This window comes from Volucribacter psittacicida (assembly GCF_004339025.1).
Taxonomy (GTDB): Bacteria; Pseudomonadota; Gammaproteobacteria; order Enterobacterales; family Pasteurellaceae; genus Volucribacter; species Volucribacter psittacicida.
This window is the reverse complement of record NZ_SMFT01000001.1, coordinates 574,425-599,414: the sequence shown is the minus strand read 5'-3', so window position 1 is coordinate 599,414 and position 24,990 is coordinate 574,425. Positions and strand designations below refer to the sequence as shown.

Sequence of the window (24,990 nt, the reverse complement as noted above, 5' to 3'; positions counted from 1 at the left end):
GATTCTGTTCTAGAAAATTTTTTTATTCTAGAACAGATCTGGTTTAAGTGTGGTATCAGATGATATTAGTAACATACTATGCCCTACAAATTTTTCAGCGAGATCTTTCAGTTTTTTTCCATTAGGCAAGATTAAATCAGGGGCAATTTCAATAAGAGGAATAATCACGAACTCACGATTTTGCATATCATAATGAGGAATTGTGAGCCGCTCTGTTTGTAATACCAAATCATCATATAACAAAATATCTAAGTCCAAAGTCCGCTCTCCCCAACGGCGTAAGCGTATTCGTCCTTGTTGCTGTTCAATTTTTTGCAGTTGCTCAAGCAATTCAAAGGGAGCAAAATCTGTGATAATACAAGCCACTGCATTCACATAATCAGGTTGATCCTGAGGCCCAAGGGGTTTACTTTGATAGAATGAACTTACCCTGTTTAGCTGTGTATTGGGCAAATGAGCAATGGCTTGTAAAGCTTGATTTAATTGTTGAATAGGTTGAGCTAAATTGCTTCCTAAAGCGATATAAACTTGGTTTCTCATACTTTTTTGCTTTTATTTTTATATTTTCGGCGATAGTATTTTTTTCGCTTAGGTTTTGGCGAAAGATTTTGTTGTTCTTTAACTAAATAGTCTCGCTGTTGAGGATTACTGAGCTGATATTCATGCCACCAAGTAACCAGCTCAATACATTCCCCACCTTCAATATTAGCTCGCATTGCCAATAAATCAAAAGCGGCTCGGAATTTTGGGTGAGCCATTATTCGTTCAGGATTTTTTCCTGTACGTTTTACAAATTGTAATTGTAATGCCCAAATATCTCGAATCACGCCAGTATGACGGCGTGGTGCGGCTAAGGAAGCACAGAGCAAATCGATGATTTCATTACTGGCTAAGGCATAGGCATCATGATTATTTAAGCCTCCCTCATTTTTTAGCACCTCTACTTTTTCACGCAATGGATACCAAAAGAAAGCCGCAAACAGGAAAGCGGGATTAATGGGTAAATTATCGGCGATACGTTCGTCCGTTGAGGTTAATGCTGTTATGATCATACGTTCAGCAAAGCTATCTTGTCGCTCAGTAAAATATGGCATTAAGGCAGGAAAAAGTTGTTCAAATAAACCAAATTGACGCAATAAACCATAGGTTTTTATCCCATAGCCTCCCTGCAATAACTTTAATGACTCATCAAATAAACGCGCTGGCGGAATGTTTTTCAGTAAAGGTGCTAAACGCTTAATGGGCGCTTGGCTTGCTTGATCTAAAAACATATCCAGTTTTGCCATAAAACGAATGGAACGCAACATTCTAACAGGATCTTCCTGATAACGGGTAACAGGATCACCAATAAGCCGTAATTTCCCTGCTTTTAGATCATTAATCCCTTGATAGTAATCATGTAATTGATTACGTTGTGGATCATAATAAAACGCATTAACGGTAAAATCTCGGCGTGCCGCATCTTGTTCTAACGTGCCATAAACATTATCTCTTAACAACATACCTTCCGCACTTTGGCGAGCTTGGTTTTTATTTTGGTTATTTTCGTGATTAGCACGAAAGGTAGCCACTTCAATAATATCTCGACCAAACATAATATGTGCTAAACGAAAACGGCGTCCAACTAAACGGCATTGACGCAAAAATATTTTTTGAATTTGCTCTGGACGAGCATTGGTAGCAATATCAAAATCTTTGGGTTTTTTACCCAATAAAATATCTCGTAAACAACCACCGACAACATAAGCCTCAAAGCCATGACGTTGGAGCTTTTCTACCACTGTTAGGGCATTTTTGCTGATAAGGCGAGGACTAATCCCTTGTGAGCTGGCTTTAATAACATTTTTTGTGGTTACTGTTGTTACAGCAGGTTCCATTTCAATCTGTTGAGGCATTTGGCATACGCTGTCATTTTGTTCTTCGCTTGGCATATTTTGAATCACAGCATTTTTTTTATTGCCAAATAATTTTTTAATATAGGTTAAAATAATATACTCCAATTTATACGAGTTAAATATCCATAAAACTGACGAATTTTAGTCGGATTTTGGGTTAGGGTCAAATATTCGGCGATAATTTTAGAAAAAAGCTTTTATATCGTCATTCTACTTTAAAGTGATATAAAATTGGTACGCTTTGTCGTACGCTTTATACTGTATTCAACGTACTGTCTTGTCTCATTTTAAATTGAAATGACTATAAAAATTGATATTTTGACGTTTAAATGTTTGATTGTATTTTTTCATAGAAAACTGCTCCTTAATCGGTTGGTCGTTTAGTCCAGCTTTTGGGGAGCAGAGAAAAAATCAATCACACTTTATCATTTTAACAGGCTTTAGAATAATAAAGATCAATACGGCTTGCGACAGCCATATTTGCCACATATTGTGCGATATTAGTTGGGAGTATTAAACCTTTTACGCAGGTTAAGTTACGTAATATTGGGAATAATAAAATATCTTCATAGGAAAGATGCCCATTGACCGCCTCATCATTAATGAATAATGCCGAGAGTTCTTCCAAATCTCGATGTAACCTTGTTAAATATTCGGTTGTTTTTGATTGATGAGTGTCAAAATCACCGATAGCTTCCGTTTTCTTTTTCACAAAATAATCAACAGCAGATTGGGTTTGATATTCAGGTAAACCCAGTTTAATAAAACGTGGTAATAATAAATAATTCACATATTGGCTTGCTTTAGAGATCCAATTTTCAATTTCTGGTCTTACATTGTCTAACAAACATTTTGTGCCATAATGGCTATCAACATAGCAAACAATATCAAGACTTTCAGGCATGGCTTTTTCTTCATCAGTGATTAAAATAGGCACCGCTTTCTTGCCAATTAAATTTACAGGTGTTTGTTCATCATCATTGAGTACCATAATAAGATCAACAGGTAATTTTTTTAAACCAAAAATCATTCGAGCCCGTACACAATATGGGCAATGATCGTAAACATAGAGTTTCATAGAGGACCTCCTAGTATAGGTTCTGTTTTAAGGTAATATAGTGTTGGTATGTTTAATCATCCTGTATTATATGTTGATATTTTAATCAAAAAATAAGTAGTTTCTAAAAATTTATTTAAAACTAATCACAACAACCCAGCCAAAATAATAGATTCAGGTTCAATATATGTCCAAACAACTTGATTAAGTTGAAAATCATTTGGTTTATTAACTAATGCACAAAATTCAATGTCATTGCCTACTTGTACAACAATTTCTTGATGGGTTCCTTGGGTTGTTATCGCACTAATCTGTCCTTTAAAGCTATTTTTACGCGTTAAGGGAGTGGGCTGTTGAGTGGATAATTTTAACCAAGGTGCTTTAAACATAAGCATAATTTCTTTATTCAAAATTAATTGTAAACGCACCGCACTTTTCTGGGTAATTGTGGCATAAATAAGTTGGCTCAGCCCCGCAATATCAATACCGATAAGGGTTTGAGCATTATGTTGCTCAATAATTTTTACTTTACCAAATAATTGATTACGGGCGCTACTTTGTAAGGAAAATCGAGCAGTGGCATTAAGTATATTGGTTAAGGGAATACTTTCATCTTGTAATATTTCAAAGGCTTTTTGTTGAGTTTGTATTAATAACTCATAAAGCTGAAGTAGGCGAATTGCATATTGAGTAAGTTGTGTTCCGCCACCATTTTTGCCCCCAGTATTGCGTTCCAATAAAGGTTTTGGGCTAATGTCATTCATTGCTTGCAGGTGATCCCAAGCGCTTTTATAGCTGACTTTGGCATTTTTAGCCGCTTGGTTAATAGAGCCACATTGTGCTATTTCTTGTAATAAACGAATCCGTTTTGGATCAACAAATAATTGTTGATGGCGTTTTATACTTAATAATATTTCATTATCTGTACTATGTTCTGGTGTAAACTTTACTGACATCATTATGCTCTTATCATTAGCGTTGTTATCGTCGTTTCAATTTAATGTGAAACAATGATACTTTGAAAAATAGGGATATTTTAGAATAATTTTAGCTTATACAGTAGCTTTTATTTTTTAATTCATTATATAATAATTTACATATATTTTTTGTTATATAACTAAAAGAGGAAAAGCCATGTTATCTATTAAGAAAAAGTTAGGGGTGATTTTTGCCTTATTTACGCTGTTAATCAGTTCTGTGGTAAATGCGAAAACTACGGTTTATGCCGCCGCATCTTTAACCAATGCGCTACAAGATATTGCTGTAGCCTATGAGAAAGAATATCCAAATAATGAGTTGGTCTTTTCTTTTGCTTCTTCTTCAACTTTAGCCAAGCAAATTGAACAAGGGGCGCCTGCCGATATTTTTATTTCAGCGAATAATAAATGGTTACAGCATCTTTCTGCACAAGGATTTACGCAAAAAAGCAGTGAAAAATTGTTGTTAGGTAATGATTTGGTTCTTATTGCACCAATAAGTTCAACCTTAACGGAGGTAAATATTCCACAAGGTGAATGGTTACCTCTCTTAGATCAACAATTTTTGTCAGTGGGCGATCCTGATCACGTCCCAGCAGGGCAATACTTGAAAGAATCGTTAGTCTATTTAAATTTATGGGATCAGGTTGCAAATAAATTAGCAAGAGGAAAAGATGTGCGTGCTGCTTTGGCATTAGTTGAACGAGCAGAAGTGCCTTTAGGGGTTGTTTATGGTACGGATGCTAAAGTTAGTGATAAAGTTAAAATTGTCGGGGTATTTCCGCAAGAATCTTATACGGCGGTTGAGTATCCTATGGCGATTTTAAAGGGACGTGATAACCCTGAGGTAGAGGCTTTTTATCACTATTTACAATCGCCAACCGCAAAAAATATTTTTACCCATTATGGTTTTTCCATAAAATAATGCTCAGTAACAAAAGTGCGGTTAAATTCATAAATTTTTCACTGAAATTTTGTGATTTTATCGTGGCTTTGAATTGAAAATAAGACAATAAAAATGGATATAACGTGACAGAGTTTTTAATGCAATTAGGCTTAACTAACGTGGAAATCAATGCCATTAGGTTAAGCCTATCCGTTGCGCTTAATGCAATGCTATGGAGTTTACCTGTTGCTATATTGGTGGCTTGGTTATTAGCTCGCAAAAAGTTTTGGGGAAAATCTTTTGTAAGCGGTATTATCCATTTACCCTTAGTTTTGCCACCCGTTGTGATCGGTTATCTTTTACTTGTTGCTATGGGACGCAATGGCTTTATTGGCAAATATTTATTTCATTGGTTTGGCATTAGCTTTGCGTTTAGCTGGAAAGGGGCAGTATTAGCCTCAGCGGTGGTGGCTTTTCCGTTGCTGGTACGAGCTATCAGATTGTCTTTAGAAAGTATTGATCTTAAGTTAGAACAAGCCGCTGCCACATTAGGTGCCTCAGGTTGGCGTGTCTTTTTTACCATTACATTACCCTTATCCTTACCCGGTGTGTTAGCTGGCGTAATATTGGGATTTGCTCGCTCTCTAGGGGAATTTGGGGCAACCATTACCTTTGTTTCCAACATTGTGGGCGAAACCCAAACAATCCCTTTGGCAATGTATGCCTTTATTCAAACTCCCGGGGCAGAAGCCCAAACCGCAAGGCTTTGCTTCTTTGCCATTATATTATCCCTCATTGCCTTATTGTTATCAGAATGGTTAGCAAAAAGAATGCAAAAACGTCTAGGAAATCATTATGTTACAAATTAACGTCAAAAAACAATTAGGAGCAATGTTACTTGATGTCAATGTGACTATTCCCGCCCAAGGCGTTACCGCAATTTTTGGTTTATCGGGGTCGGGAAAATCTTCCTTAATCAATTTAATCAGCGGTTTATTACAACCTGATGAAGGAAAAATCATACTCAATCAACAAGTTTTAGTTGATGATAAGCAATGTCTAGCGGTACATAAACGTCATATAGGCTATGTTTTCCAAGATGCCCGTTTATTTCCACATTATAAGGTAAAAGGCAATCTACTTTATGGGGTTAAACAACGAGATAAACAAAAATTCAAGCATATTATCAACTTATTAGGGCTTGAACCTTTATTATCTCGTTATCCTAATACCTTATCAGGTGGCGAAAAACAGCGAGTAGCCATAGGGCGAGCTTTATTATCCGATCCTGAAATTCTATTAATGGACGAACCCTTATCAGCATTGGATTTACCTCGTAAAAATGAGCTAATGGCTTATTTAGAACGCCTCACAAAAGACATCAATATTCCAATTTTATACGTGACACATAGTTTAGATGAGCTTGTTCGGTTAGCGGATCAAGTGATTTTAATGCAAACAGGCAAAGTATTAGCTTATGAAGCCCTTGAGAATTTATGGCATAACCCTCTATTTTCACCTTGGAAACAGCAAGACTTAGAACAACGCTCGGTATTTTGTTTACCTATTTCTTATCATCACCCCCTTTATAATATGACTGCATTAGCCCTTGATGGGCTAAATGGGCAACAACGTTTATGGGTAAAAGCCATTGAACAACCCATAGGTAATAATGTTAAAGTTTGTATTAATAGCTCAGATGTCTCTCTTTCCCTTGAGTTACCTCAACACACCAGTATTCGCAATATTTTACAAGGTCAAATTAATAAAATTGAAAGCAAAGAAGATCAAGTGGATATTGAGTTAAACATTGCTGAACATAAAATTTGGGCAAGTATTAGCAAGTGGTCAAGACAAGAACTAAAATTACAACCTCAGCAATGGGTTTATGTACTTATTAAAGCGGTTTCGGTGGTGAAGTGATTATATAAATATATAGAATAATTTTTATATAAAAATATTAAAAATAGGTTAATAAATTTTCTATTAACGCTTGACCTTTCCAGCTAAATCATTCATTATTCTATGGTTTTTTGTTTGAGAGGAGTTATTATGCACACATCTACACCGCTGATTAGTATGATTGCTATCGGATTTGCTGTTGCTTATCTGTTAGGTATGATTGCTAATCGTTTTAAATTTTCTCCATTGGTGGGGTATTTACTTGCAGGGATTTTAATTGGGCCGTTTACCCCGGGGTTTGAAGGGGATTTACATATTGCTCATGAACTTTCAGAGCTAGGCGTTATGCTTCTGATGTTTGGGGTAGGATTACATTTTTCTTTAAAAGATCTTTTATCTGTTAAAGCAGTAGCGATTCCTGGTGCATTATTACAAATTTTCACCGCCATTGTTTTTGGTTGGATTTTTTCCGTATTTTTAGGCTGGAGTACCATTAGTGGGCTTGTCTTTGGCCTTTGTTTATCCACAGCAAGTACCGTTGTGTTATTAAGAGCGTTAGAAGAGCGTCAGCTAATTGAAACATTGCGTGGAAAAATTGCTATCGGTTGGTTAATTGTGGAAGACTTAGCGATGGTATTGGCATTGGTATTATTGCCAGCGGTGGCTGATGTTTTACAACAAGAAAATGCCAATTTTGGCGATATGCTAATGGATTTTAGTATTACCATTGGTAAAGTGATTGCTTTTATAGCAGTAATGTTAATTATTGGTAAACGTGTTATTCCTTGGTTAATTGCGCGTAGTGCAGCCACAGGTTCAAGAGAGTTGTTTACCTTATCTGTTTTAGCGATTGCCCTAGGTATTGCTTATGGTTCGGTGCATTTATTTGATGTGTCTTTTGCCTTAGGGGCATTTTTTGCGGGTATGATTTTAAATGAATCTGAACTGAGCCATCGGGCAGCCAATGATACATTACCATTGCGTGATGCTTTTGCGGTGCTTTTCTTTGTTTCTGTAGGGATGTTATTTAATCCGAGCATTCTTATTCAATCGCCTATTTCGGTATTAATGACCGTTGTGATTATCGTGTTTGGTAAATCCATCGCGGCTTATTTATTAGTACGTTTATTAAGAAAACCAAAACGTACTGCTTTAACCGTATCTATTAGCTTGGCACAAATTGGTGAGTTTGCCTTTATTCTTGCAGGTTTAGCGGTGTCCCTGAATTTACTGGATGAACAAGCGCGTAATTTAGTGCTTGCAGGTTCAATTATCTCTATTTTGCTTAACCCTGTATTATTTAGCTATTTAGAAAAATATATGAGCAAAACAGAAGAGCAAGAAAACCTAATGACCGTACCAGAAAAAGAAGAGATCGAGGAAGATTTCCATCAATCTCCTTTGGTATTGCAAGATCATATTGTGCTTGTAGGGGCTGGGCGAATTGGTAGCATTATTGTTGATAAAATGAAAAATAATGATCTTAATTTTGCGGTTATTGAGTCTTCTCGTGCTCGTGTAGAGCAATTACATGAAGAGGGCGTTAATGCGGTATTAGGTACAGTAAAAGATAAAGATTTTAGTGTACTAGATTTAGCAGCAATACAAGAGGCAAGACTTGTGATTTTTGCTACACCAAATGCTTATGAAAATGCCGATATTATTAAACATTTAAAAGAGCAATATCCGCAAGTCAAGACAATTTCTTATGCTACTTATAGCGATGAAAAAGAAGCCTTACTTGAAAATGGCTCTGATGTTGTTATCCATGGGCCAAGAGAAATTGCACGCAGTATGTTTGAATCTTGCCTTGTCATGGGAGAATGTAAGATTGAACCAGAAGTGGAAGAACAACCGATTTTGGTAAAATAAGATTATCATAAACAATAACCCCATTTATTCATTTTATAAATGGGGTTATTTTTTGAGGTTAATATGATGATGTTTTTATAGGGTTTAATGTAAAATGGTGCTTAATCTATTTTTTTGAAAATAAATAAAAAATTGCCCATATTGTTAAAATAACTCAATCCACAAACATGGAAAGAAAATACTATTTAACGCTATAAATGTAATCATTGTAATAAGACCTTTACCTTTCAAAACAAATTAAATCCCACAGAAATTTGGTTTCATTATTCTCAAGGAAAACAGACGTATAAAGAGCTTGCCATTAAATATCAATGTTCTGTTAAAACAATTCAAAGATATATTGATAAAGCTCCTAAAACGGCTTTAAAACTTCCTCTATTAATACATTTAAATATTATTATGGATATCACTTTCTTTGAGCGAAATTTTAGTGTGTTAGTGTTAATGGATACCCTGATAGAAAAAGTGATTTATTTACCTTTGAAAAGTATGCGGAATTAAATATTGAAAAAACAATAAATCGGTTAGAAAGTTTATTTAGTGAACTCTTGAAAGCATAATGGGCAGATTAGCAACTATTTTGTTCATTACTCTTTTTATACTTTCTTATTAATTAAAGCGCGGTGGATTTTAAAATAATTTTATCCACCGCGTTGTTTATTGGGTAAAGGGTTATAAGATTTGTTTAATGCGATCTGAAATTAATTCAGCTTCTGCACCTAAGATAACCTGTAACCCATCATCACCAATTTTTACATTACCTTTTGAGCCTAATTGACGGAGGTAATTTTCGTCCACTTTATTACGATCAACTAAGGTCAAGCGTAAGCGTGTGATACAAGCATCTACGGTTTTTAGATTTTGTTTACCGCCTAATGCCACAACGATTTCTTGTACACGTTGTTCACGAGAGGTTGGTTGTGCCGTAGAGGTGTTTTGGGTGGTATTTTCTTCTTCCTCCTCTCTGCCTGGGGTTTTGAGATTAAAGGCTTTGATGCAGAAACGGAAGATAAAGTAATAAATAACAGCAAACACTAAACCTTGTACTAATAGCATATACCATTTGGTTGCAAGTGGGTTTTGGGCGGAAAGTACCAAGTCTACTAACCCTGCACTGAAACCAAAGCCAGCGATCCATTGCATTGTTGCGGCGATAAATAATGAGATCCCTGTGAGTAAAGCGTGAATGACATAGAGTACAGGGGCAACAAACATAAAGGCAAATTCAAGTGGCTCAGTAACGCCAGTAAAGAAAGAAGATACTGCCGCTGCTAACATAATGGAACCAATAGCCGCTTTTTTCGCTGGTTTTGCACTGTGGTAAATGGCAAGTGCTGCGGCAGGTAAACCAAACATCATAATTGGGAAGAAACCTGCTTGGTACATACCAGTTTTACCGAGTACCGCTGTGCCTTCCGCTAAGGATTTTGCTCCACCAAGGAAGTTTGGAATATCATTGATTCCTGCAACATCAAACCAGAATACAGAGTTAAGGGCGTGATGTAATCCCACTGGAATGAGTAAGCGATTGAGGAAACCATAAATTCCTGCACCCACTGCGCCTAATCCCGTAATAGATTCACCGAAGCTGACTAATGCGTTGAAAATTACCGGCCAAACGTAGATTAATACAAATGAAACAAAAATCATCACCACTGATACAATGATAGGCACAAGTCGTTTACCATTAAAGAATGATAGGGCTTTTGGTAATTCTACTTGATAGAAACGGTTATAAATTTCTGCCGAGATTACCCCGATAAGAATACCAACAAATTGATTTTTGACTTTGCCGAATGCCGCTGGGACTTGATCCATTGGAATGGCTTCAAGCTGTGCAATAACATTTGGCGATAATAGGGTAGTCACCACAAGCCAGCCGACTAACCCTGAAAGGGCTGCGGAGCCATGTTTATCTTTTGACATACCAAAAGCAACACCCACAGCAAAGAGTAATGCCATATTGTCAATGATCGCAGCACCAGATTGAATTAATAATGCGGCAACTTGGCTCTTGGCTCCCCAACCCTCTGGATCGATCCAGTAACCTATACCCATAAGTATTGCCGCTGCCGGCAATGCTGCAACAGGTACCATAAGTGCGGTACCTATGCGTTGTAAATAAGTGAGAATACGCATAAATTGCTCCTTGTGATATTTTTTATAAATTATGAAATTAAACTCCAATTTCAATCCGATTATAATCATTTAACTTCTTTGTTGGCAAATATCTTCTGTGTGTTTTGTGATATACATCACTTTTATTCAGCAAATAACAATATTTTATTGTTAATGGAGTAAAATTTTATTTATAATGATTTTGTTGAAGTTTAATTTTAAAAAATGACATTTAATTTATGGAGGAAAAAATTATGCGTCTGATTCCACTACAAAATGCGGAGCAAGTCAGCAAATGGGCGGCTCGTTATATTGTCGATCGTATTAATCAATTTGCACCGAGTGAAGAAAAGCCCTTTGTTTTAGGTTTACCTACAGGTGGTACGCCATTACAAACTTACAAAGAACTCATTGCGTTGTATCAGAAAGGCGAGGTAAGTTTTAAATATGTCGTTACCTTTAATATGGACGAATATGTGGGATTGCCGAAGGAACATCCTGAGAGTTACCATTCTTTTATGTGGAATAACTTTTTTAATCATATTGATATTCAAGCGGAGAACGTCAATATATTAGATGGTAATACAGCGGATCATGATGCAGAATGTCGCCGTTATGAAGAAAAAATTAAATCCTATGGCAAAATTCATTTATTTATGGGCGGTGTGGGCGTTGATGGTCATATTGCTTTTAATGAGCCGGGTTCGTCATTAAGTTCACGCACCAGAATTAAAACCCTTACGCAAGATACTTTGATTGCCAATTCACGTTTTTTTGATAATGATGTGAGTAAAGTCCCTAAGTATGCGTTGACAGTGGGCGTGGGAACTTTATTAGATGCTCAAGAAGTGATGTTATTGGTTACGGGACATAATAAAGCTTTGGCGTTACAAGCTGGAGTAGAGGGTTGTATTAATCATTTATGGACAATCAGTGCCTTACAATTACATCGTCATGCGATTTTTGTGGCAGATGAGTCAGCGATGCAAGAGTTAAAACTTAAAACAGTGAAATATTTTACAGAATTAGAAGCTCGAGCCATTCATTCGGTGTTAGAAGGAGAAAAATAATGTACGCATTTGTTAATGGGGTAATTTATACCGGAAAAGAGGTGCTTTATGGTTATGCGGTGGTTGTTGATCATAAGGTTATTCAAGCTGTGCTCCCTGAAGCTGAGTTATCCGCAGATGTGCAACGTATAGATTTGCAAGGGAACAATATCACCGCAGGGTTTATTGATTTACAATTAAACGGTTGTGGTGGCGTAATGTTTAATGATGATATTTCTGTCAAAACCTTAGAGATTATGCAGCAAACGAATTTGCGTTCTGGCACAACCAGTTATTTGCCTACATTTATTACCGCTCCAGATGAAGGGATAAAAAGTGCGGTGCGAATTATGCGAGAATATTTAACTAAGTATGAAAATCAAGCATTAGGTTTGCATTTAGAAGGCCCTTATTTGAGCGTTGAAAAGAAAGGGGTGCATCGAGAGGAATATATTCGTGCGATTTCGCCAGAGATGAAAGAATTTCTTTGTGAGAATGGTGATGTGATTACCAAAATTACCTTAGCCGCAGAAAATCCTACAGCAAATTATATTGAAGACTTTATCAAGGCAGGGATTATTGTGTCATTAGGCCATTCTAATGCAAGCTATGAGGTGGCTCAACAGGCTATTGCGAAAGGGGCAAGTTTTGCAACACATTTACATAATGCTATGTCGCCGATCAGTTCAGGACGTGCTATGGGCGTGGTGGGTGCTGTCTTAGATTCGGATATTTATGCTGGTATTATTGTGGACGGACTGCACGTTGATTATGGCAATGTGCGTATTGCTAAGAAGATAAAAGGGGATAAATTATGCTTAGTAACAGACGCAACAGCGGCGGCCGGGGCGAATATTGATTCCTTTATTTTTGAGGGGAAAACTGTCCATGTGCGTAATGGGAAATGTTATGACGATAACGGTACATTAGGCGGTTCTTCAGTAACGATGATTGAATCGGTTAAAAATATGGTAGAAAACGTTGGTGTGCCATTAGATGAAACCTTAAGAATGTGTAATTATTATCCGGCTAAAGCCATTGGTGTGGACGATCGTTTAGGGCTTATTGAAGCAGGAAAATTTGCAAATTTGACGGTATTTAATCATAAATTTGAAATTATAGGTACAGCAGTTAATGGGGATTGGCAAACACATTAACAGAAACTATAAATAAATAGATAAGGGAAGAGAGAGGGCTTCCCTTTTTTATTGATCAGAATTTTGTGTTTAAAGTATAGGAATTGCGAGGGTTTCATTTTAAAATAGTCCGCATTGTGGAATGTTTTAGGGAAAATTAATGAAAGAAAATCACCAAATAGCCAATGTTGATTTGGTTAAGCAAATGAATAGTGCAACGGTTTATAGCTTAATTGATCAACAAGGCCCTATTTCTCGTATTCAAATTTCAGAAATAAGTCAATTAGCCCCCGCAAGTGTAACAAAAATTATTCGTCAGCTACTAGCAAGAGGGCTGATTAAAGAAGTGGAACAACAGCAATCCACAGGCGGTCGCCGAGCAACCTCAATTATTGCGGAAACAACGCTTTTCTATACATTATTGATTCAGTTAAACCAACAGAGTTGCACACTCGCTATGATGGATCTTGGGGCTAAGTTATTAAAAAAACAGTTAATAAATCTACCGCACTTTGAGGATATTGAACAGCTTGAACAATTTTTATTAGCACAAACCGACATATTTTGGAAAAATCACGCCAAAAAATCCGCAGAATGTATTGCCATTGGGGTAACAGTGAATGGGCTTGTTGATAGTCGTCATCAGATTATTCATTCTCTTTCCTATATGGAACTTGCGCAACCTTGGGCATTGGCTTCCCAATTAGAGCAGCATTTTAATCTCCCTGTTTTTATTGGTCATGATGTGCGTAGCTTAGCCTTAGCTGAGCATTATTTTGGTGCCACAAAAGACAGTGATGATTCTTTATTATTACGCATTCATCGTGGCGTAGGTGCAGGTATTGTGATCAATCACGAAATTTTTTCAGGGCATAAAAATAATGTGGGAGAAATTGGTCATATCCAAGTAGATCCCTTAGGACGGCGTTGTTTATGTGGCAATGTGGGTTGTTTAGAAACGGTGGTGAGTAACACCGCCATTGAAAGCAAAATGCAACAGCTTTTAGAAGATGGTTACCAAAGTAAATGGTTGTCCCTAGAAAGTCATGATATTGAAACCATTTGTAAAGCAAGTAACAAGCAGGATAGTATTGCCACTGATTTGATTGAGCATGTAGGTGTTCAAATTGGGCGTGTGTTGGCAATGAGTGTCAATATGTTTAATCCAGAAAAAATTGTGATCTCAGGGGAAATTACCCAAGCTAAAAATGTGCTTTTCCCTGCAATCATTAAAACACTAGAAAGTCACGCATTACCACAATTTGTCAAAGATATTCCTTTAGTGGCTTCCGAACTTGTTGATGAAGATGTCATCGGCGCTTTTGCAATCATCAAACAAGCCTTATTAGATGGACGCTTATTGCGCCGTTTAATTAATATATAGTATTTCTAATTATGATTACTGAATGATTGTTAATACAGCGTTGGCACGCCTCATTGTACTCTTTGTGCTGTATTCGGCGTACCATCTTGTATTTTATTTTAAATTGAAACGACTATAGAATAGCGAAAATAAAATTTCATATAGATATAGATTTTAAGTAGTTAGTTATAAAATCAGCATGAATTGTTTATTCTCTAGTCTAACAGATAAAAAAAAGAATTTTCCATAAAAAAACAGTTGACGAAAGGTAGGAATATCAGCATAATTAGCCCCGCAAAGCCGATGAGGTGTCGCAGAAAATAAAATGGCTATGTAGCTCAGTTGGTTAGAGCACAACACTCATAATGTTGGGGTCACAGGTTCGAATCCCGTCATAGCCACCATTGCGGAACTGGCGAAATTGGTAGACGCACCAGATTTAGGTTCTGGCGCCGAGAGGTGTGTGGGTTCAAGTCCCTCGTTCCGCACCATTCATCAGCTTGCAGTCTTAGTAGTAGGTGGGGTATCGCCAAGCGGTAAGGCACCGGGTTTTGATCTCGGCATTCCTAGGTTCGAATCCTAGTACCCCAGCCATACTGTCTCAAAATAAATTATATTCTTATCCTATTGGGGTATCGCCAAGCGGTAAGGCACCGGGTTTTGATCTCGGCATTCCTAGGTTCGAATCCTAGTACCCCAGCCATACTATAAAAATCTTATCAGTAATAGTGAAAATATTATTTTTGTCGTGTTTATGTTATCACATAGCTAAAATATTGCAATTTTCGTAAAAAGAAATGAATAGGACAATGTTATAATTGCCCCATTTCAAAATGATATAGCGTTAGTGTTCCTCGTCTTATTTTAAATTGAAACGACTTAATAAGAATAAATGAGTAAGTTAATTCTTATTTATATTAATAAAAAACGAGAGAACGTATTTTTCTCTCGTCTTTTCCTTTTTATTTGTAATCAATATGATTTAATATTTTTGATGTTTACTACTATAGCATCACGCTATATTTGCTTATTTTCATCAATTTCCCCTAATAGTGCTGCATATTTTTTGGTTTGAGGGCTTGATTCTAATGCAATTTTTAATGCCATTGTTAAAGGGACAGAAAGTAACATACCTACTGAACCCAATAGCCAGCCCCAGAATAGGAGAGATAAAAATACGATAAGCGTAGATAATCCTAAGGTTTTTCCCATTAAGCGAGGTTCAATCACATTACCGATCACCATATTAATTCCCACTAAACCAGAAGCAACAATAATACCCGTAGAAAAACCATTGAGTAATAATACTTGTACCACAATAGGAATTGCCGCAATAATTGAACCAATATTAGGAATATAATTTAACAAGAAACTTAATGTTGCCCATAATACAGCATATTGCACGCCTAATATTTCTAATAATATCCAGACACAAACCCCTGTCGCTAAACTAATAAGGGTTTTTACCCCTAGATAACGAATAACGCCATTGAGAATACGATCAATATTACGTTCATGTTCATTGACATCGCCATCAACTTGGCTAAAGGCAAGTGCCATTTTATGCTTAGCTGTTGGGGCTTCAATCAGCATAAAAATTACTACTAAGAGAAGAATAAACACATTGCTTACCGCACCAGAAAAGCTGAGTAAAACTTTACTGACAAAGTCCATAATCACACTAGGGTCAAAATTTTCAAGAATGGCTTCTTGCGAAATGCTTAAGGGGTAATTAATGGATTGGGCAAAGGCAGATATTTCATCAACTCGGCGTGTGAGTAAGGCACGATATTGTGGAATTGAGCTTGTAAATTCCTTGATTGTGCTATTAATCAGTCCGACTAAAAAGAAGAAAATTAATAATATAAGCACAAAGAGTAAGCTAATTGCTAGCCAACGAGGAATTTTCCGATTTGTCATCATGGTAATTAATGGCGAACAAATAATTGCTATAAATAAAGATAATAAGAAAGGAACAACGATTTGTACGGCAGATTTTACCCCAGCGAGAATAATCACTAAGCAGGCAGCAATAATAAAAGCTCGAATTAAAGAGTTAGATTGTTTCATAGTGCTTCTTCGTCTTGTTCTCCAGTGCGAATGCGGATAACACGTTCCACATCATAAATAAAAATTTTTCCATCGCCAATTTTACCTGTTTGTGCCGTATCAATAATGGCATCTAAACATTGTTCCACAATATCATCGGCGACAATGATTTCCAGTTTAACCTTGGGCAGAAAGTCGATCATATACTCCGCACCACGATAAAGCTCGGTATGTCCTTTTTGTCTACCAAAGCCTTTGACTTCGCTAACGGTCATACCTGTAATACCAATATCGGATAGGGCTTCTCTTACATCATCAAGTTTAAAAGGCTTAATAATGGCTTCAATTTTCTTCATCTTTATTTCCTCGCAGATTTTGGTCTAAAAGCGGTGACTACCGCAGGATCGGTTTCAATGTAAATACCGCTTAATAATTGCAAACAATAAGGAATGGCAGAAAAAATACCTTTAACAAGGGAATTGCCTTGTTCATCTTTTAATCCCTCTAAGGTTTCTTTTATGGCTTTAGGCTGTCCGGGGAGGTTTAAAATCAGGCTTTGCTTACGGATAACGCCCACTTGGCGTGAGAGTATTGCAGTAGGAACAAAATGTAAACTAATTTGACGCATTTGTTCTCCAAATCCCGGCATTTCACGATCGGCAATCGCTAAAGTGGCATCTGGCGTAACATCTCGTTTAGCGGGGCCTGTTCCTCCTGTGGTTAAGACTAAATGGCAATGATGAGTATCTACCAATTCACATAATGTTTGTTCAATTTGCTGTTGTTCATCAGCAATTAAGCGTTTTTCTACTTCAAATGGTGTGGTTAAGGCTGAAGCGAGCCAAGTTTCTAATTCAGGAATACCTTGATCCTGATAAATCCCTTGTGAGGCTCGATCAGAAACAGACACTAAACCAATTTTTAAAAGTGCGGTCATTTTTTTCTCTTTTTTAGATTGTTAATGGCTAAAAAGTATAAACTATTTAGGGGAGAGGATAAATAAGAAAAATAGGGTATAAATAAAAAGCCAACATTATGTTGGCTTTTATCATGATTAAATAATAATTAATTATTAGAAGTACACGCGTAAACCAACACCGAATACGTTGTCTACATTAGTTTGGTGTGCTTCGCCTTGTACAGAAATTTTTTCTCTTTGTTGTGCATATTCAACATAAGTTAAGACGTTTTTATGTAAGCGATAATCAACACCAGCAACATAACGGTTTACGATAGCTGCTTTTTCAACTCCGTTTGCAACAGTAACGTCACTTTTACCATCTAAACGTTCCCATTGTACATAAACACGAGATGGTTCAATTACACGGTAACCTGCATCAACAAGGAAATAGTTCCCTTTTCTACTAGTTTCAGTTAATTCACTACTATCAAATGCACCAATAGTTGTACCATTTTCAAATTTATTTCTATATTGACCGTAGTTTAAACCTAAATCAAAACCAGCGAAATTATAACCTAAGTGAGTTGCCCAAGAGGTATATTTACGACCTGTTGCACTTTCAGCATTAAGAAGACCTGAATCATATTTATCCTGAGCATAAACAGCTGCAAAATTGAAATTATGATCACCTAAAGCATAATCATAGAATACGCTAGCAGCATAACCTTGTTTATATTCTGTATCTTGAGATGTTTTATCGGCATCACCAAATAAATAATCTAAACCAAAACTTAAACCATTAACTTCTGCAGAACGGAATTTAACAACTTTATTTCCTTCAAACGTTAATGGATTTAACCAACCACTGTTAAAGTAAGCGCTGTCTTGTAATACATCATCCGCATTGGTTGCTTGACGACCAAAACTTAATGAACCCACATCTTTGTGAGCGAAACCTGCATAAAGGCGTTTGGTGCTTGGGTTACCAAAAGTATTAGTCGTTCTGTTAGTAGAATTAACTCCTTGAGCAAAACGTAATTGATAAGCTCCAAATGCAGATAAACCGTTACCTAATTCTTGGTTTACTTTGATATTGATACGAGAACCATCGTTTACTAAATCACCACGTTGTTCATCACCAATACGACCTAAGTATAAACGAACAGAACCACCAACTTCTACTTTTGTGCCATCTGCTTCATAAACAGTTACAGCGTTGGCGGAAGTGGCTGCGGTGGCAGCGATAGCTAATGCAACTAATGTCTTTTTCATAAGATTAATCCTCTTAGATTTGATTAATTTTTATTGTTTCTTGTTTTTTCATTGAACTTTTTCATTTTTTTATAAATGAAATGCCAACGGGTTAGAATAATTACAAAAAGCCATAGTCCTGTCAATAAAAAAAAGCAAAAAAAAGCCAACAATCTAAAATTGTTGACTTGGATCACAGTTTTTTGTTCGTTAATCGTATGATTTATTCTTATCGGTTTAGAATAGAATTCTTGTACCGATTAACACACGATGATTTGTTTTACCATTAACATTCATGGTTTCACCTCCTTGTTTCACTTTTCCTTGCCCACCTTCAACATAGACAGCAACATGGCGATTAAAGCGATGATCCGCACCAATCATCCAACCACGCATTTTGTATTTTTCAATACTTGAATCTGCTTTTTTACCTTCAGCAAAATAATATTGTGTATAAACAGCATTTTTTTCTGTTACATTCACTTTTGCGCCTAGTAAGAAACGATTGATTTTATTGAGAGAGGTATTATAGCCTGCGATTTTTTGGAAAACCAAATTGCTAGAGTCATAGCCTTTAGTGGCTTTACCAAATGCCCAGTCAAAGCCCACCGTCACTATTTTATAACGGAGATCAAAGCCAACTCCTCCGCGTTTTAAATCATATTGCGTGGTTTTTGTACCATCAGCGGATTGGGTAACTTCAGAATAGCCTGAACCAAAACGCACAGCAAGGTCATTCCATTTACCGTCATAGAATAAACCTACCCCATAACCTTGACCTTCATCCCAACCGCTAGAACCACTAGAAGCGTTATTATTTTTTATAGAGTTACCGAAATAATAATCAGCCGCTACGCGTACTCCACCAAATGGCACTGACATAAAATGTGCGGCTTTTTTATGTGCATCAAATAGAATGTTACCACCCCATTCATAGGTATAGTTAGCTTTTGGAATATGATCACCTAAATGTAATTGACGTCCAAAAGTTAATGTACCAATATTTTTATTGGTAAATCCGGCAAATAAACGGTGGGTACGTAGATTGCCTCCAATTGAGCTTGCCGCACCATTATCATTAGAAAAACGTAATTCAATGGCACCTAAGGCAGTGAAATCATAGCCTAAATCTTGGTAAGCACGAAAACGTACGCGAGAGCCTACATCTCTTAGGTCTGTACGGTTATTGCTATCGTTTCGTAATTCAAAACTGGCTCGACCGTCCAAATCAATTTTTGTACCATCTTGCTGATAAATCACAGTTGAGTTTGCTGTAGTAGATACCAATGCTGTAACCGCTAGTGCAATAAGAGTCTTTTTCATATAATCACCTTCGTTATTTGTTAATCATTTCTTTTACGAGGCTATACCACAATAAATTAATGAATTGACTTATTAATTTATTTAGCTCGCATTGAAAGTAGCAAAGATACAAAATTTTGTCAAAAAGTGAATATTTACTTCATTTTTAAATGTCTAATTAAAACAATATGTTATTTTTTATGGCAATATTTTATGTTGTTATAAACCTCACAAATATTTATATTCATTTGGAGTGAGTTGTTATAGAGTAGCGTTTAACTTATTGAATTTTATATATAAAAAGATTATCTATTACTTTATGGATTATTTTTTTCTTTGCCATTTTACTTTACGGCATTTATTTTCATAATTTGTGATTTGTCTCACAAATTTAAATATAATTTTATCAATATTCACCCCTTATTTTTTATAGTAGGCGATGTTTATAAAATTCGCTATAATTGATAACAATCATCAAGTTATTTAGAAAGAGTATGATTTATGTTCAACAAACAGCAACTTGTCGAACAACTTGCACAGAAAATTGAGCAATTATATCAACAATATCAACATCAACTTAATAAAAAAATTTTTGCCAAATTTGACCGCACTTTATTTACGGAAAGTTTTGCTAATCTCTCGCAATATTTACAAGAAATTCAGCAGACATTGGATCAACTCGCAAGTTTGCAAGAAAATGATGTACAACAAGGGGCATTTTTAACGGATAAATTATTCGCTCAATGTCGTGCTTTAAGTAATGCTTTACAAAATAAGCCCCTGTACTTCGCAAGAAAAAATTCCTTGTCTCCCTCAATTTCTGCTACCACACAAACTAAACAAGACATTCATAAATTACCGCCTAAACAGCGATTAGAGAAGTATTATGAAGCCTTGCAAGCCTTAAATACGAAACTTGATGGGCAAGTGTCTTTACTTTATGATGCACAGTCGCAACAACAAAGAGATTATTACCAACAACAAATTGATATTACTCAACAACGTAAAAAACGTTGTTTAGAGGCGATAGAGTTATTGGAGGAATATTTAGCTTATCAACAAAATACAGTCGTTCCACTTTAAAATAATACTGCGTTGGCACGCCTTGCTGTACTTTTTCTACTATCTTCGGCGTGCTGCCTTGTCTTATTTTAAATTGAAACAACTATAATGCGTTTTTATTATGCTGCTTTTACTTAAGGATACAACAATGAAATTGAGCAAAACATTACTTTCACTGGCATTACTTGCTAGCAATACCTTATTCGCTTATGAAGTGGATAAAACTTACCGCTTTACCTTGTTACATCTTAATGATACCCATGGGCATTTTTGGAAAAATGAACGTGGTAAATATGGATTTGCGGCACAAAAAACCTTAATTGATAATATTCGGCGTGAGGTAGCGGAACAACAAGGCGAAGTGATTTTATTGCACGCTGGGGATTTTAATACAGGGGTGCCTGAGTCTGATGTACAAAATGCCAAACCTGATATTGAAGGGTTAAATATGTTAGGGGTTGATGCCCTGGTATTGGGAAATCATGAGTTTGATGCGCCACTACAATTATTAGATATGCAGGAAAAATGGGCGAATTTTCCGTTTTTATCGGCAAATGTTATCAATAAAAGTAATAATCAACCTTTAGTGAAACCTTATGCGATGTTTGATAAATCGGGTTTGAAAATTGCGGTAATCGGTTTAACCACAGAAGATACCGCAAAATTAGGCAATCCAGAGGTAACGGAGAAAGTGAGCTTTGAAAACCCCATTGCGACGGCTCAAACCTTGTTGACTGATATTAACCAAAAGGAACAGCCTGACGTGCGTATCGCATTAACCCATCTCGGTTATTATTTTGATGAGCAACATGGTATGAATGCTCCGGGCGATGTGTCTTTAGCAAGAAGTTTAGACAATAAAGCCTTAGATATTATTGTTGGCGGACATACGCATGATACCTTGTGTATTGATGATCAAGGGCAATTTAAACAAACTTATACGCCTGGGGAAAGTTGTCAACCTGATTACCAAAATAATACTTGGATTATGCAAGCAGGAGAGTGGGGAAAATACCTTGGGCGTGCGGACTTTGAGTTTAAAAATGGCGAACTGACTTTAGTGAATTATCAGCTTATTCCAGTGAATTTAAAACAACGTGTGAAACAAGCGGATGGCAAGGTCAGCTATGAATTGTATCAAGCAGAAATCCTTGAAGATCAAGCGGTGTTTACTCATTTAAAACAATATCAAGATCAAGGCGATAAATTGCTTGGTATTGAAGTTGGGGAAGTTGTCGGAGGTAAACTCGTGGGAGATCGAGATATTATCCGTTTTCAACAAACCAATTTAGGTCGCTTAATTGCACAATCTCAAATGGAACGTGTTGGCTCAGATATTGAGATTATGAATTCTGGTGGTATTCGTACCTCTATTGAAGAAGGAAAAGTAAGCTATAAAGATCTGCTTACAGTGCAACCTTTTGGCAATATGATTGCTACTGTAGATTTAACTGGGCAGGAACTTTTGGATTATTTAAATGTGGTGGCATTAAAAGAAGTGGATATGGGGGCTTATCCTCAATTTGCGGGCGTGTCTATGATTGTTGATCGTCAAGCTAAAAAAGTATCCAATGTGAAAATTGCTGGTCAGCCTTTAGAACTAAATAAGGTTTATAAACTTTCGTTACCAGATTATTGTGCTGCAGGTGGCGATGGTTATCCTGTACTAAAACAGCACCCAAGCTATGTGAATACTGGCTTTATTGATGCTGAAATGCTAAAAAAATATTTTGAAGAACATTTACCAATTCATATTTCTGATTTTGATCCGAAAGATGATGTGGTGTTTGTGGAATAAGTGATATTTAGGGGAAAGTTATCTACTTTCCTCTTTATCTTTTATTATCGTTGTCCTACATTTAAAATAATGTGGTGTTCACGATTCTCACCGTATTGCCTTGTCTCATTTTAAATTAAAACAATTACAATATAAAAATAATTCTCATTTACTTTCTTAACCTTAACCCTTAAGATATTCCACCAATATTTCCCTTATTTAAAAATATTAAGGATAAACAATGACAGAAAGAACGGCGATTAATGATATAAATCGTAAATTGGATATTATTGAGCATGTCAATGATGATCATTATAAGGAATTACTTGCTATTGCTCAGGTCTTTATCGATCCTAAGGTTGAAAAAGCCTTTTTTACTGATTTATTTGAACAAGGTATGGAGTTAGAAGTGAGTCTTGAAGGACAGACTCAAATTCATTTTGTACCATTTTTAACGGAAGGCGAAATAGAGTTAAAAGTAAGGCAAATTGCTATTGCAGCCTTACGACAATTAGATAACAGCATGACATCGCAACATTACTATTTTCAAGTGCAAGATAGTCAATCTCTTAGTGCGAATTTTATGCGTCTTTGGCTCAAGCCCTTGCAACCCTTAACCAGAGTAGAAGCAGGCTTAGCTTGGGTATTTACTCTTAATCGTTTTTCACAGCAACCCGATGAACAACAATTAATTGGTCAAGCTAAACGTTATTACAGTTTACGTCAAAGAGAAATAAGAAACATTGCGGGTCAATCAATGGAAATCGTTGCTGTGGATATTTATTTACACAATGATAGCCTTGGATCAAACTGGGCAAAGGCCTTACAAACTGGCGATATTTTGCACGCAAGTTCTTTACACTATGAAAAAACCGCCCATTTAAATACTGGGCAAGCGGTATTATTTGGTGATGAAACCGCATTTCCAACCTTAGCAAAAATTTTGGAAGATTGGCAAAATCCCCAGCCTCCTATCGTGATTAGTATTGCACATCAAGATTCGGAACAGGAATATTTAAAAGATTATTTCCCAACGGATACTCAAGTTTATTATTTAAATCAACAAAACTTAACAGAACAATTAATCAATATTATGCAACAACTTCCACGTATTGATAACGTTTGGGGGGCAACTGAGCAAAAAACCGCAAAGGCCTTACGCCAATATTTTAGAGAAATACGTTATCTTAATACGGAGAATAGTAAAGTTAAGGCTTATTGGGTTAAGCGTTGATGTCTAATATAGTAGGGTAGTTCCATTTTAAGTTAAAACGATTATATTTGGTTCCAAAATTTTGCTAAAAATTACCGCACTTTATCGTTATTCTAAAGTGGAAAGGCTATAAATAAAAATGGCTACAAACTGTAGCCATTAATCAGTCAATTAATATTAGCTAAACATTGCAGAAATAGATTCTTCGTTGCTAATTCTACGTATCGCTTCAGCGAGCATACCTGATAAGGTTAATACTCTCACTTTATTTAAGGCTTTGATTTCCGCTGAAAGAGGAATAGTATCAGTTACAACAATTTCATCTAAAGCCTCACTGGCAATATTTTTAGCTGCGGAACCAGAGAATACTGCATGGGTTGCATAGGCAAATACACGTTTCGCACCACGTTCTTTTAATGCCTCTGCGGCTTTGACTAGCGTTCCCCCTGTATCGATCATATCATCCACAAGGATACAATCTCTGCCTGCTACATCGCCAATAATATGCATCACTTGTGACACGTTAGCACGAGGACGGCGTTTATCAATAATTGCCATATCGGTATCATTGAGTAATTTTGCGATAGCTCTTGCTCGTACAACACCACCAATATCAGGCGACACCACGATAGGATTATCCAAATCTGTTTTCTTCAACATATCGTGAATTAAGACAGGAGAACCAAAGACGTTATCAACGGGTACATCAAAGAAACCTTGGATTTGTTCAGCGTGTAAATCACAAGTTAATACGCGATCCACACCTACGCTAGATAAAAAGTCAGCAACAACTTTTGCGGTAATAGGCACACGAGCAGAACGCACACGACGATCTTGGCGAGCATAACCAAAATAAGGAATGACGGCAGTAATACGTCCAGCAGAAGCACGACGCAAAGCATCAACCATAACGATTAATTCCATTAAATTATCATTGGTTGGCGCACAAGTGGATTGAATGATAAATACATCGGCACCACGCACGTTTTCATTGATTTGTACTTGAATTTCGCCATCGCTAAAGCGACCAACGGTGGCATCGCCAATAGAAATATAAAGGCGTTCAGAAATTCGTTTCGCAAGTTCTGGCGTTGCATTACCAGCAAAGAGTTTTATGTCAGGCATTGTTTGACCTCAAAAGTAGAGTAAGTTTAGGATTGCAAGCAATCCGAGAAAGTAA

General features: G+C 36.4%; 21 protein-coding genes and 4 tRNA genes. 14 read left to right on the top strand and 11 right to left on the bottom strand.

The genetic code is table 11. The features are described 5' to 3' along the window. Positions 1-27: 27 nt before the first annotated feature. The 4 genes from folK to EV694_RS02685 form a co-directional block, all read right to left on the bottom strand. The gene (folK, locus tag EV694_RS02700) at positions 28-540 is read right to left on the bottom strand and encodes a 2-amino-4-hydroxy-6-hydroxymethyldihydropteridine diphosphokinase (RefSeq protein WP_132688873.1); all 513 of its coding nucleotides are present in this window, start codon (positions 538-540) and stop codon (positions 28-30) included. Then, positions 537-1,895, bottom strand: a complete 1,359-nt coding sequence (gene pcnB, locus EV694_RS02695; protein ID WP_132689221.1) for a polynucleotide adenylyltransferase PcnB — start codon at positions 1,893-1,895, stop codon at positions 537-539. The genes folK and pcnB overlap by 4 nt, the downstream gene beginning before the upstream one ends. Positions 1,896-2,325: 430 nt before the next feature. Further along, positions 2,326-2,973 carry a glutaredoxin 2 gene (gene grxB / locus EV694_RS02690; RefSeq protein WP_132688870.1) on the bottom strand — a complete coding sequence of 216 codons (648 nt, stop codon included), beginning with the start codon at positions 2,971-2,973 and terminating at the stop codon, positions 2,326-2,328. Between the two features lie 125 nt (positions 2,974-3,098). Further along, a complete protein-coding gene (locus EV694_RS02685; protein WP_132688867.1) occupies positions 3,099-3,908 on the bottom strand; it encodes a TOBE domain-containing protein in 810 nt (269 codons plus the stop codon). 178 nt (positions 3,909-4,086) lie between these two features. Here EV694_RS02685 and modA point away from each other — a divergent pair, with 178 nt between their 5' ends. The 4 genes from modA (at position 4,087) to ybaL (ending at position 8,589) form a co-directional block, all read left to right on the top strand. After that, positions 4,087-4,854, top strand: a complete 768-nt coding sequence (gene modA / locus EV694_RS02680) for a molybdate ABC transporter substrate-binding protein (RefSeq protein ID WP_132688864.1) — start codon at positions 4,087-4,089, stop codon at positions 4,852-4,854. A gap of 119 nt (positions 4,855-4,973) precedes the next feature. After that, complete coding sequence (modB, locus tag EV694_RS02675; protein ID WP_165865491.1) at positions 4,974-5,684, top strand: molybdate ABC transporter permease subunit; 711 nt, start codon at positions 4,974-4,976, stop codon at positions 5,682-5,684. After that, positions 5,671-6,738 carry a molybdenum ABC transporter ATP-binding protein ModC gene (modC, locus tag EV694_RS02670; protein ID WP_132688861.1) on the top strand — a complete coding sequence of 356 codons (1,068 nt, stop codon included), beginning with the start codon at positions 5,671-5,673 and terminating at the stop codon, positions 6,736-6,738. Before modB ends, modC begins: the two co-directional genes overlap by 14 nt. Before the next feature lie 129 nt (positions 6,739-6,867). Continuing rightward, positions 6,868-8,589 (top strand): YbaL family putative K(+) efflux transporter, encoded by a 1,722-nt coding sequence (gene ybaL, locus EV694_RS02665; protein ID WP_132688858.1) that lies wholly within the window; start codon positions 6,868-6,870, stop codon positions 8,587-8,589. 672 nt (positions 8,590-9,261) lie between these two features. Here ybaL and nagE read toward each other — a convergent pair. Beyond that, positions 9,262-10,728: an N-acetylglucosamine-specific PTS transporter subunit IIBC gene (gene nagE / locus EV694_RS02655; RefSeq protein ID WP_132688854.1), complete on the bottom strand. Its 1,467-nt coding sequence runs from the start codon at positions 10,726-10,728 to the stop codon at positions 9,262-9,264. A 233-nt stretch (positions 10,729-10,961) separates the two neighbouring features. Here nagE and nagB point away from each other — a divergent pair, with 233 nt between their 5' ends. The 7 genes from nagB to EV694_RS02620 all read left to right on the top strand — a co-directional run bounded on the left by nagB (position 10,962) and on the right by EV694_RS02620 (position 14,958). Beyond that, positions 10,962-11,777 carry a glucosamine-6-phosphate deaminase gene (nagB, locus tag EV694_RS02650; RefSeq protein WP_132688851.1) on the top strand — a complete coding sequence of 272 codons (816 nt, stop codon included), beginning with the start codon at positions 10,962-10,964 and terminating at the stop codon, positions 11,775-11,777. Further along, on the top strand, positions 11,774-12,913 hold the full coding sequence (gene nagA, locus EV694_RS02645) for an N-acetylglucosamine-6-phosphate deacetylase (RefSeq protein WP_132688848.1): 1,140 nt from the start codon (positions 11,774-11,776) through the stop codon (positions 12,911-12,913). Before nagB ends, nagA begins: the two co-directional genes overlap by 4 nt. A gap of 139 nt (positions 12,914-13,052) precedes the next feature. Continuing rightward, a complete protein-coding gene (locus EV694_RS02640; RefSeq protein WP_132688845.1) occupies positions 13,053-14,276 on the top strand; it encodes an ROK family transcriptional regulator in 1,224 nt (407 codons plus the stop codon). A 306-nt stretch (positions 14,277-14,582) separates the two neighbouring features. Further along, positions 14,583-14,659: transfer RNA gene (locus EV694_RS02635), tRNA-Met, on the top strand. Between the two features lie 2 nt (positions 14,660-14,661). Continuing rightward, positions 14,662-14,746: transfer RNA gene (locus EV694_RS02630), tRNA-Leu, on the top strand. Between the two features lie 28 nt (positions 14,747-14,774). Continuing rightward, a tRNA-Gln gene (locus EV694_RS02625) sits at positions 14,775-14,849 on the top strand. Positions 14,850-14,883: 34 nt separating this feature from the next. Beyond that, positions 14,884-14,958, top strand: a tRNA-Gln gene (locus EV694_RS02620). 314 nt (positions 14,959-15,272) lie between these two features. Here the strand turns inward: EV694_RS02620 and EV694_RS02615 are convergent. From EV694_RS02615 to EV694_RS02595, 5 genes are all read right to left on the bottom strand, one after another. Further along, on the bottom strand, positions 15,273-16,325 hold the full coding sequence (locus tag EV694_RS02615; protein WP_132688842.1) for an AI-2E family transporter: 1,053 nt from the start codon (positions 16,323-16,325) through the stop codon (positions 15,273-15,275). Next, positions 16,322-16,660, bottom strand: a complete 339-nt coding sequence (glnB, locus tag EV694_RS02610; RefSeq protein WP_132688839.1) for a nitrogen regulatory protein P-II — start codon at positions 16,658-16,660, stop codon at positions 16,322-16,324. The genes EV694_RS02615 and glnB overlap by 4 nt, the downstream gene beginning before the upstream one ends. Positions 16,661-16,662: 2 nt before the next feature. Beyond that, positions 16,663-17,241, bottom strand: coding sequence for a molybdopterin adenylyltransferase (gene mog, locus EV694_RS02605; protein ID WP_132688836.1), 579 nt, complete (start codon positions 17,239-17,241; stop codon positions 16,663-16,665). Positions 17,242-17,376: 135 nt separating this feature from the next. Further along, complete coding sequence (locus EV694_RS02600) at positions 17,377-18,477, bottom strand: porin (protein ID WP_132688833.1); 1,101 nt, start codon at positions 18,475-18,477, stop codon at positions 17,377-17,379. 216 nt (positions 18,478-18,693) lie between these two features. Further along, positions 18,694-19,779: a porin gene (locus EV694_RS02595; protein ID WP_132688830.1), complete on the bottom strand. Its 1,086-nt coding sequence runs from the start codon at positions 19,777-19,779 to the stop codon at positions 18,694-18,696. A 480-nt stretch (positions 19,780-20,259) separates the two neighbouring features. Between EV694_RS02595 and priC the strand changes: the two genes are divergently transcribed. The 3 genes from priC to EV694_RS02580 all read left to right on the top strand — a co-directional run bounded on the left by priC (position 20,260) and on the right by EV694_RS02580 (position 23,831). Next, on the top strand, positions 20,260-20,841 hold the full coding sequence (gene priC, locus EV694_RS02590; protein ID WP_132688826.1) for a primosomal replication protein PriC: 582 nt from the start codon (positions 20,260-20,262) through the stop codon (positions 20,839-20,841). Positions 20,842-20,968: 127 nt separating this feature from the next. Beyond that, complete coding sequence (gene ushA / locus EV694_RS02585) at positions 20,969-22,618, top strand: bifunctional UDP-sugar hydrolase/5'-nucleotidase UshA (RefSeq protein ID WP_132688823.1); 1,650 nt, start codon at positions 20,969-20,971, stop codon at positions 22,616-22,618. 220 nt (positions 22,619-22,838) lie between these two features. Further along, complete coding sequence (locus EV694_RS02580) at positions 22,839-23,831, top strand: siderophore-interacting protein (protein ID WP_132688820.1); 993 nt, start codon at positions 22,839-22,841, stop codon at positions 23,829-23,831. Between the two features lie 156 nt (positions 23,832-23,987). Here the strand turns inward: EV694_RS02580 and EV694_RS02575 are convergent, their stop codons facing one another. Continuing rightward, a complete protein-coding gene (locus EV694_RS02575) occupies positions 23,988-24,935 on the bottom strand; it encodes a ribose-phosphate pyrophosphokinase (RefSeq protein ID WP_132688817.1) in 948 nt (315 codons plus the stop codon). Positions 24,936-24,990: the final 55 nt, after the last annotated feature.

Excerpts from the sequence above, each read along its gene's own strand:
- EV694_RS02595 (WP_132688830.1), bottom strand. The coding sequence starts at position 19,779 with ATGAAAAAGACTCTTATTGCACTAGCGGTTACAGCATTGGTATCTACT.
- ybaL (WP_132688858.1), top strand. The coding sequence starts at position 6,868 with ATGCACACATCTACACCGCTGATTAGTATGATTGCTATCGGATTTGCT.
- EV694_RS02580 (WP_132688820.1), top strand. The coding sequence starts at position 22,839 with ATGACAGAAAGAACGGCGATTAATGATATAAATCGTAAATTGGATATT.
- EV694_RS02615 (WP_132688842.1), bottom strand. The coding sequence starts at position 16,325 with ATGAAACAATCTAACTCTTTAATTCGAGCTTTTATTATTGCTGCCTGC.
- mog (WP_132688836.1), bottom strand. The coding sequence starts at position 17,241 with ATGACCGCACTTTTAAAAATTGGTTTAGTGTCTGTTTCTGATCGAGCC.
- EV694_RS02600 (WP_132688833.1), bottom strand. The coding sequence starts at position 18,477 with ATGAAAAAGACATTAGTTGCATTAGCTATCGCTGCCACCGCAGCCACT.
- ushA (WP_132688823.1), top strand. The coding sequence starts at position 20,969 with ATGAAATTGAGCAAAACATTACTTTCACTGGCATTACTTGCTAGCAAT.
- nagE (WP_132688854.1), bottom strand. The coding sequence starts at position 10,728 with ATGCGTATTCTCACTTATTTACAACGCATAGGTACCGCACTTATGGTA.
- nagB (WP_132688851.1), top strand. The coding sequence starts at position 10,962 with ATGCGTCTGATTCCACTACAAAATGCGGAGCAAGTCAGCAAATGGGCG.
- modB (WP_165865491.1), top strand. The coding sequence starts at position 4,974 with ATGCAATTAGGCTTAACTAACGTGGAAATCAATGCCATTAGGTTAAGC.
- EV694_RS02685 (WP_132688867.1), bottom strand. The coding sequence starts at position 3,908 with ATGTCAGTAAAGTTTACACCAGAACATAGTACAGATAATGAAATATTA.
- modA (WP_132688864.1), top strand. The coding sequence starts at position 4,087 with ATGTTATCTATTAAGAAAAAGTTAGGGGTGATTTTTGCCTTATTTACG.
- modC (WP_132688861.1), top strand. The coding sequence starts at position 5,671 with ATGTTACAAATTAACGTCAAAAAACAATTAGGAGCAATGTTACTTGAT.
- glnB (WP_132688839.1), bottom strand. The coding sequence starts at position 16,660 with ATGAAGAAAATTGAAGCCATTATTAAGCCTTTTAAACTTGATGATGTA.
- folK (WP_132688873.1), bottom strand. The coding sequence starts at position 540 with ATGAGAAACCAAGTTTATATCGCTTTAGGAAGCAATTTAGCTCAACCT.
- pcnB (WP_132689221.1), bottom strand. The coding sequence starts at position 1,895 with ATGCCTCAACAGATTGAAATGGAACCTGCTGTAACAACAGTAACCACA.
- grxB (WP_132688870.1), bottom strand. The coding sequence starts at position 2,973 with ATGAAACTCTATGTTTACGATCATTGCCCATATTGTGTACGGGCTCGA.
- EV694_RS02575 (WP_132688817.1), bottom strand. The coding sequence starts at position 24,935 with ATGCCTGACATAAAACTCTTTGCTGGTAATGCAACGCCAGAACTTGCG.
- EV694_RS02640 (WP_132688845.1), top strand. The coding sequence starts at position 13,053 with ATGAAAGAAAATCACCAAATAGCCAATGTTGATTTGGTTAAGCAAATG.
- priC (WP_132688826.1), top strand. The coding sequence starts at position 20,260 with ATGTTCAACAAACAGCAACTTGTCGAACAACTTGCACAGAAAATTGAG.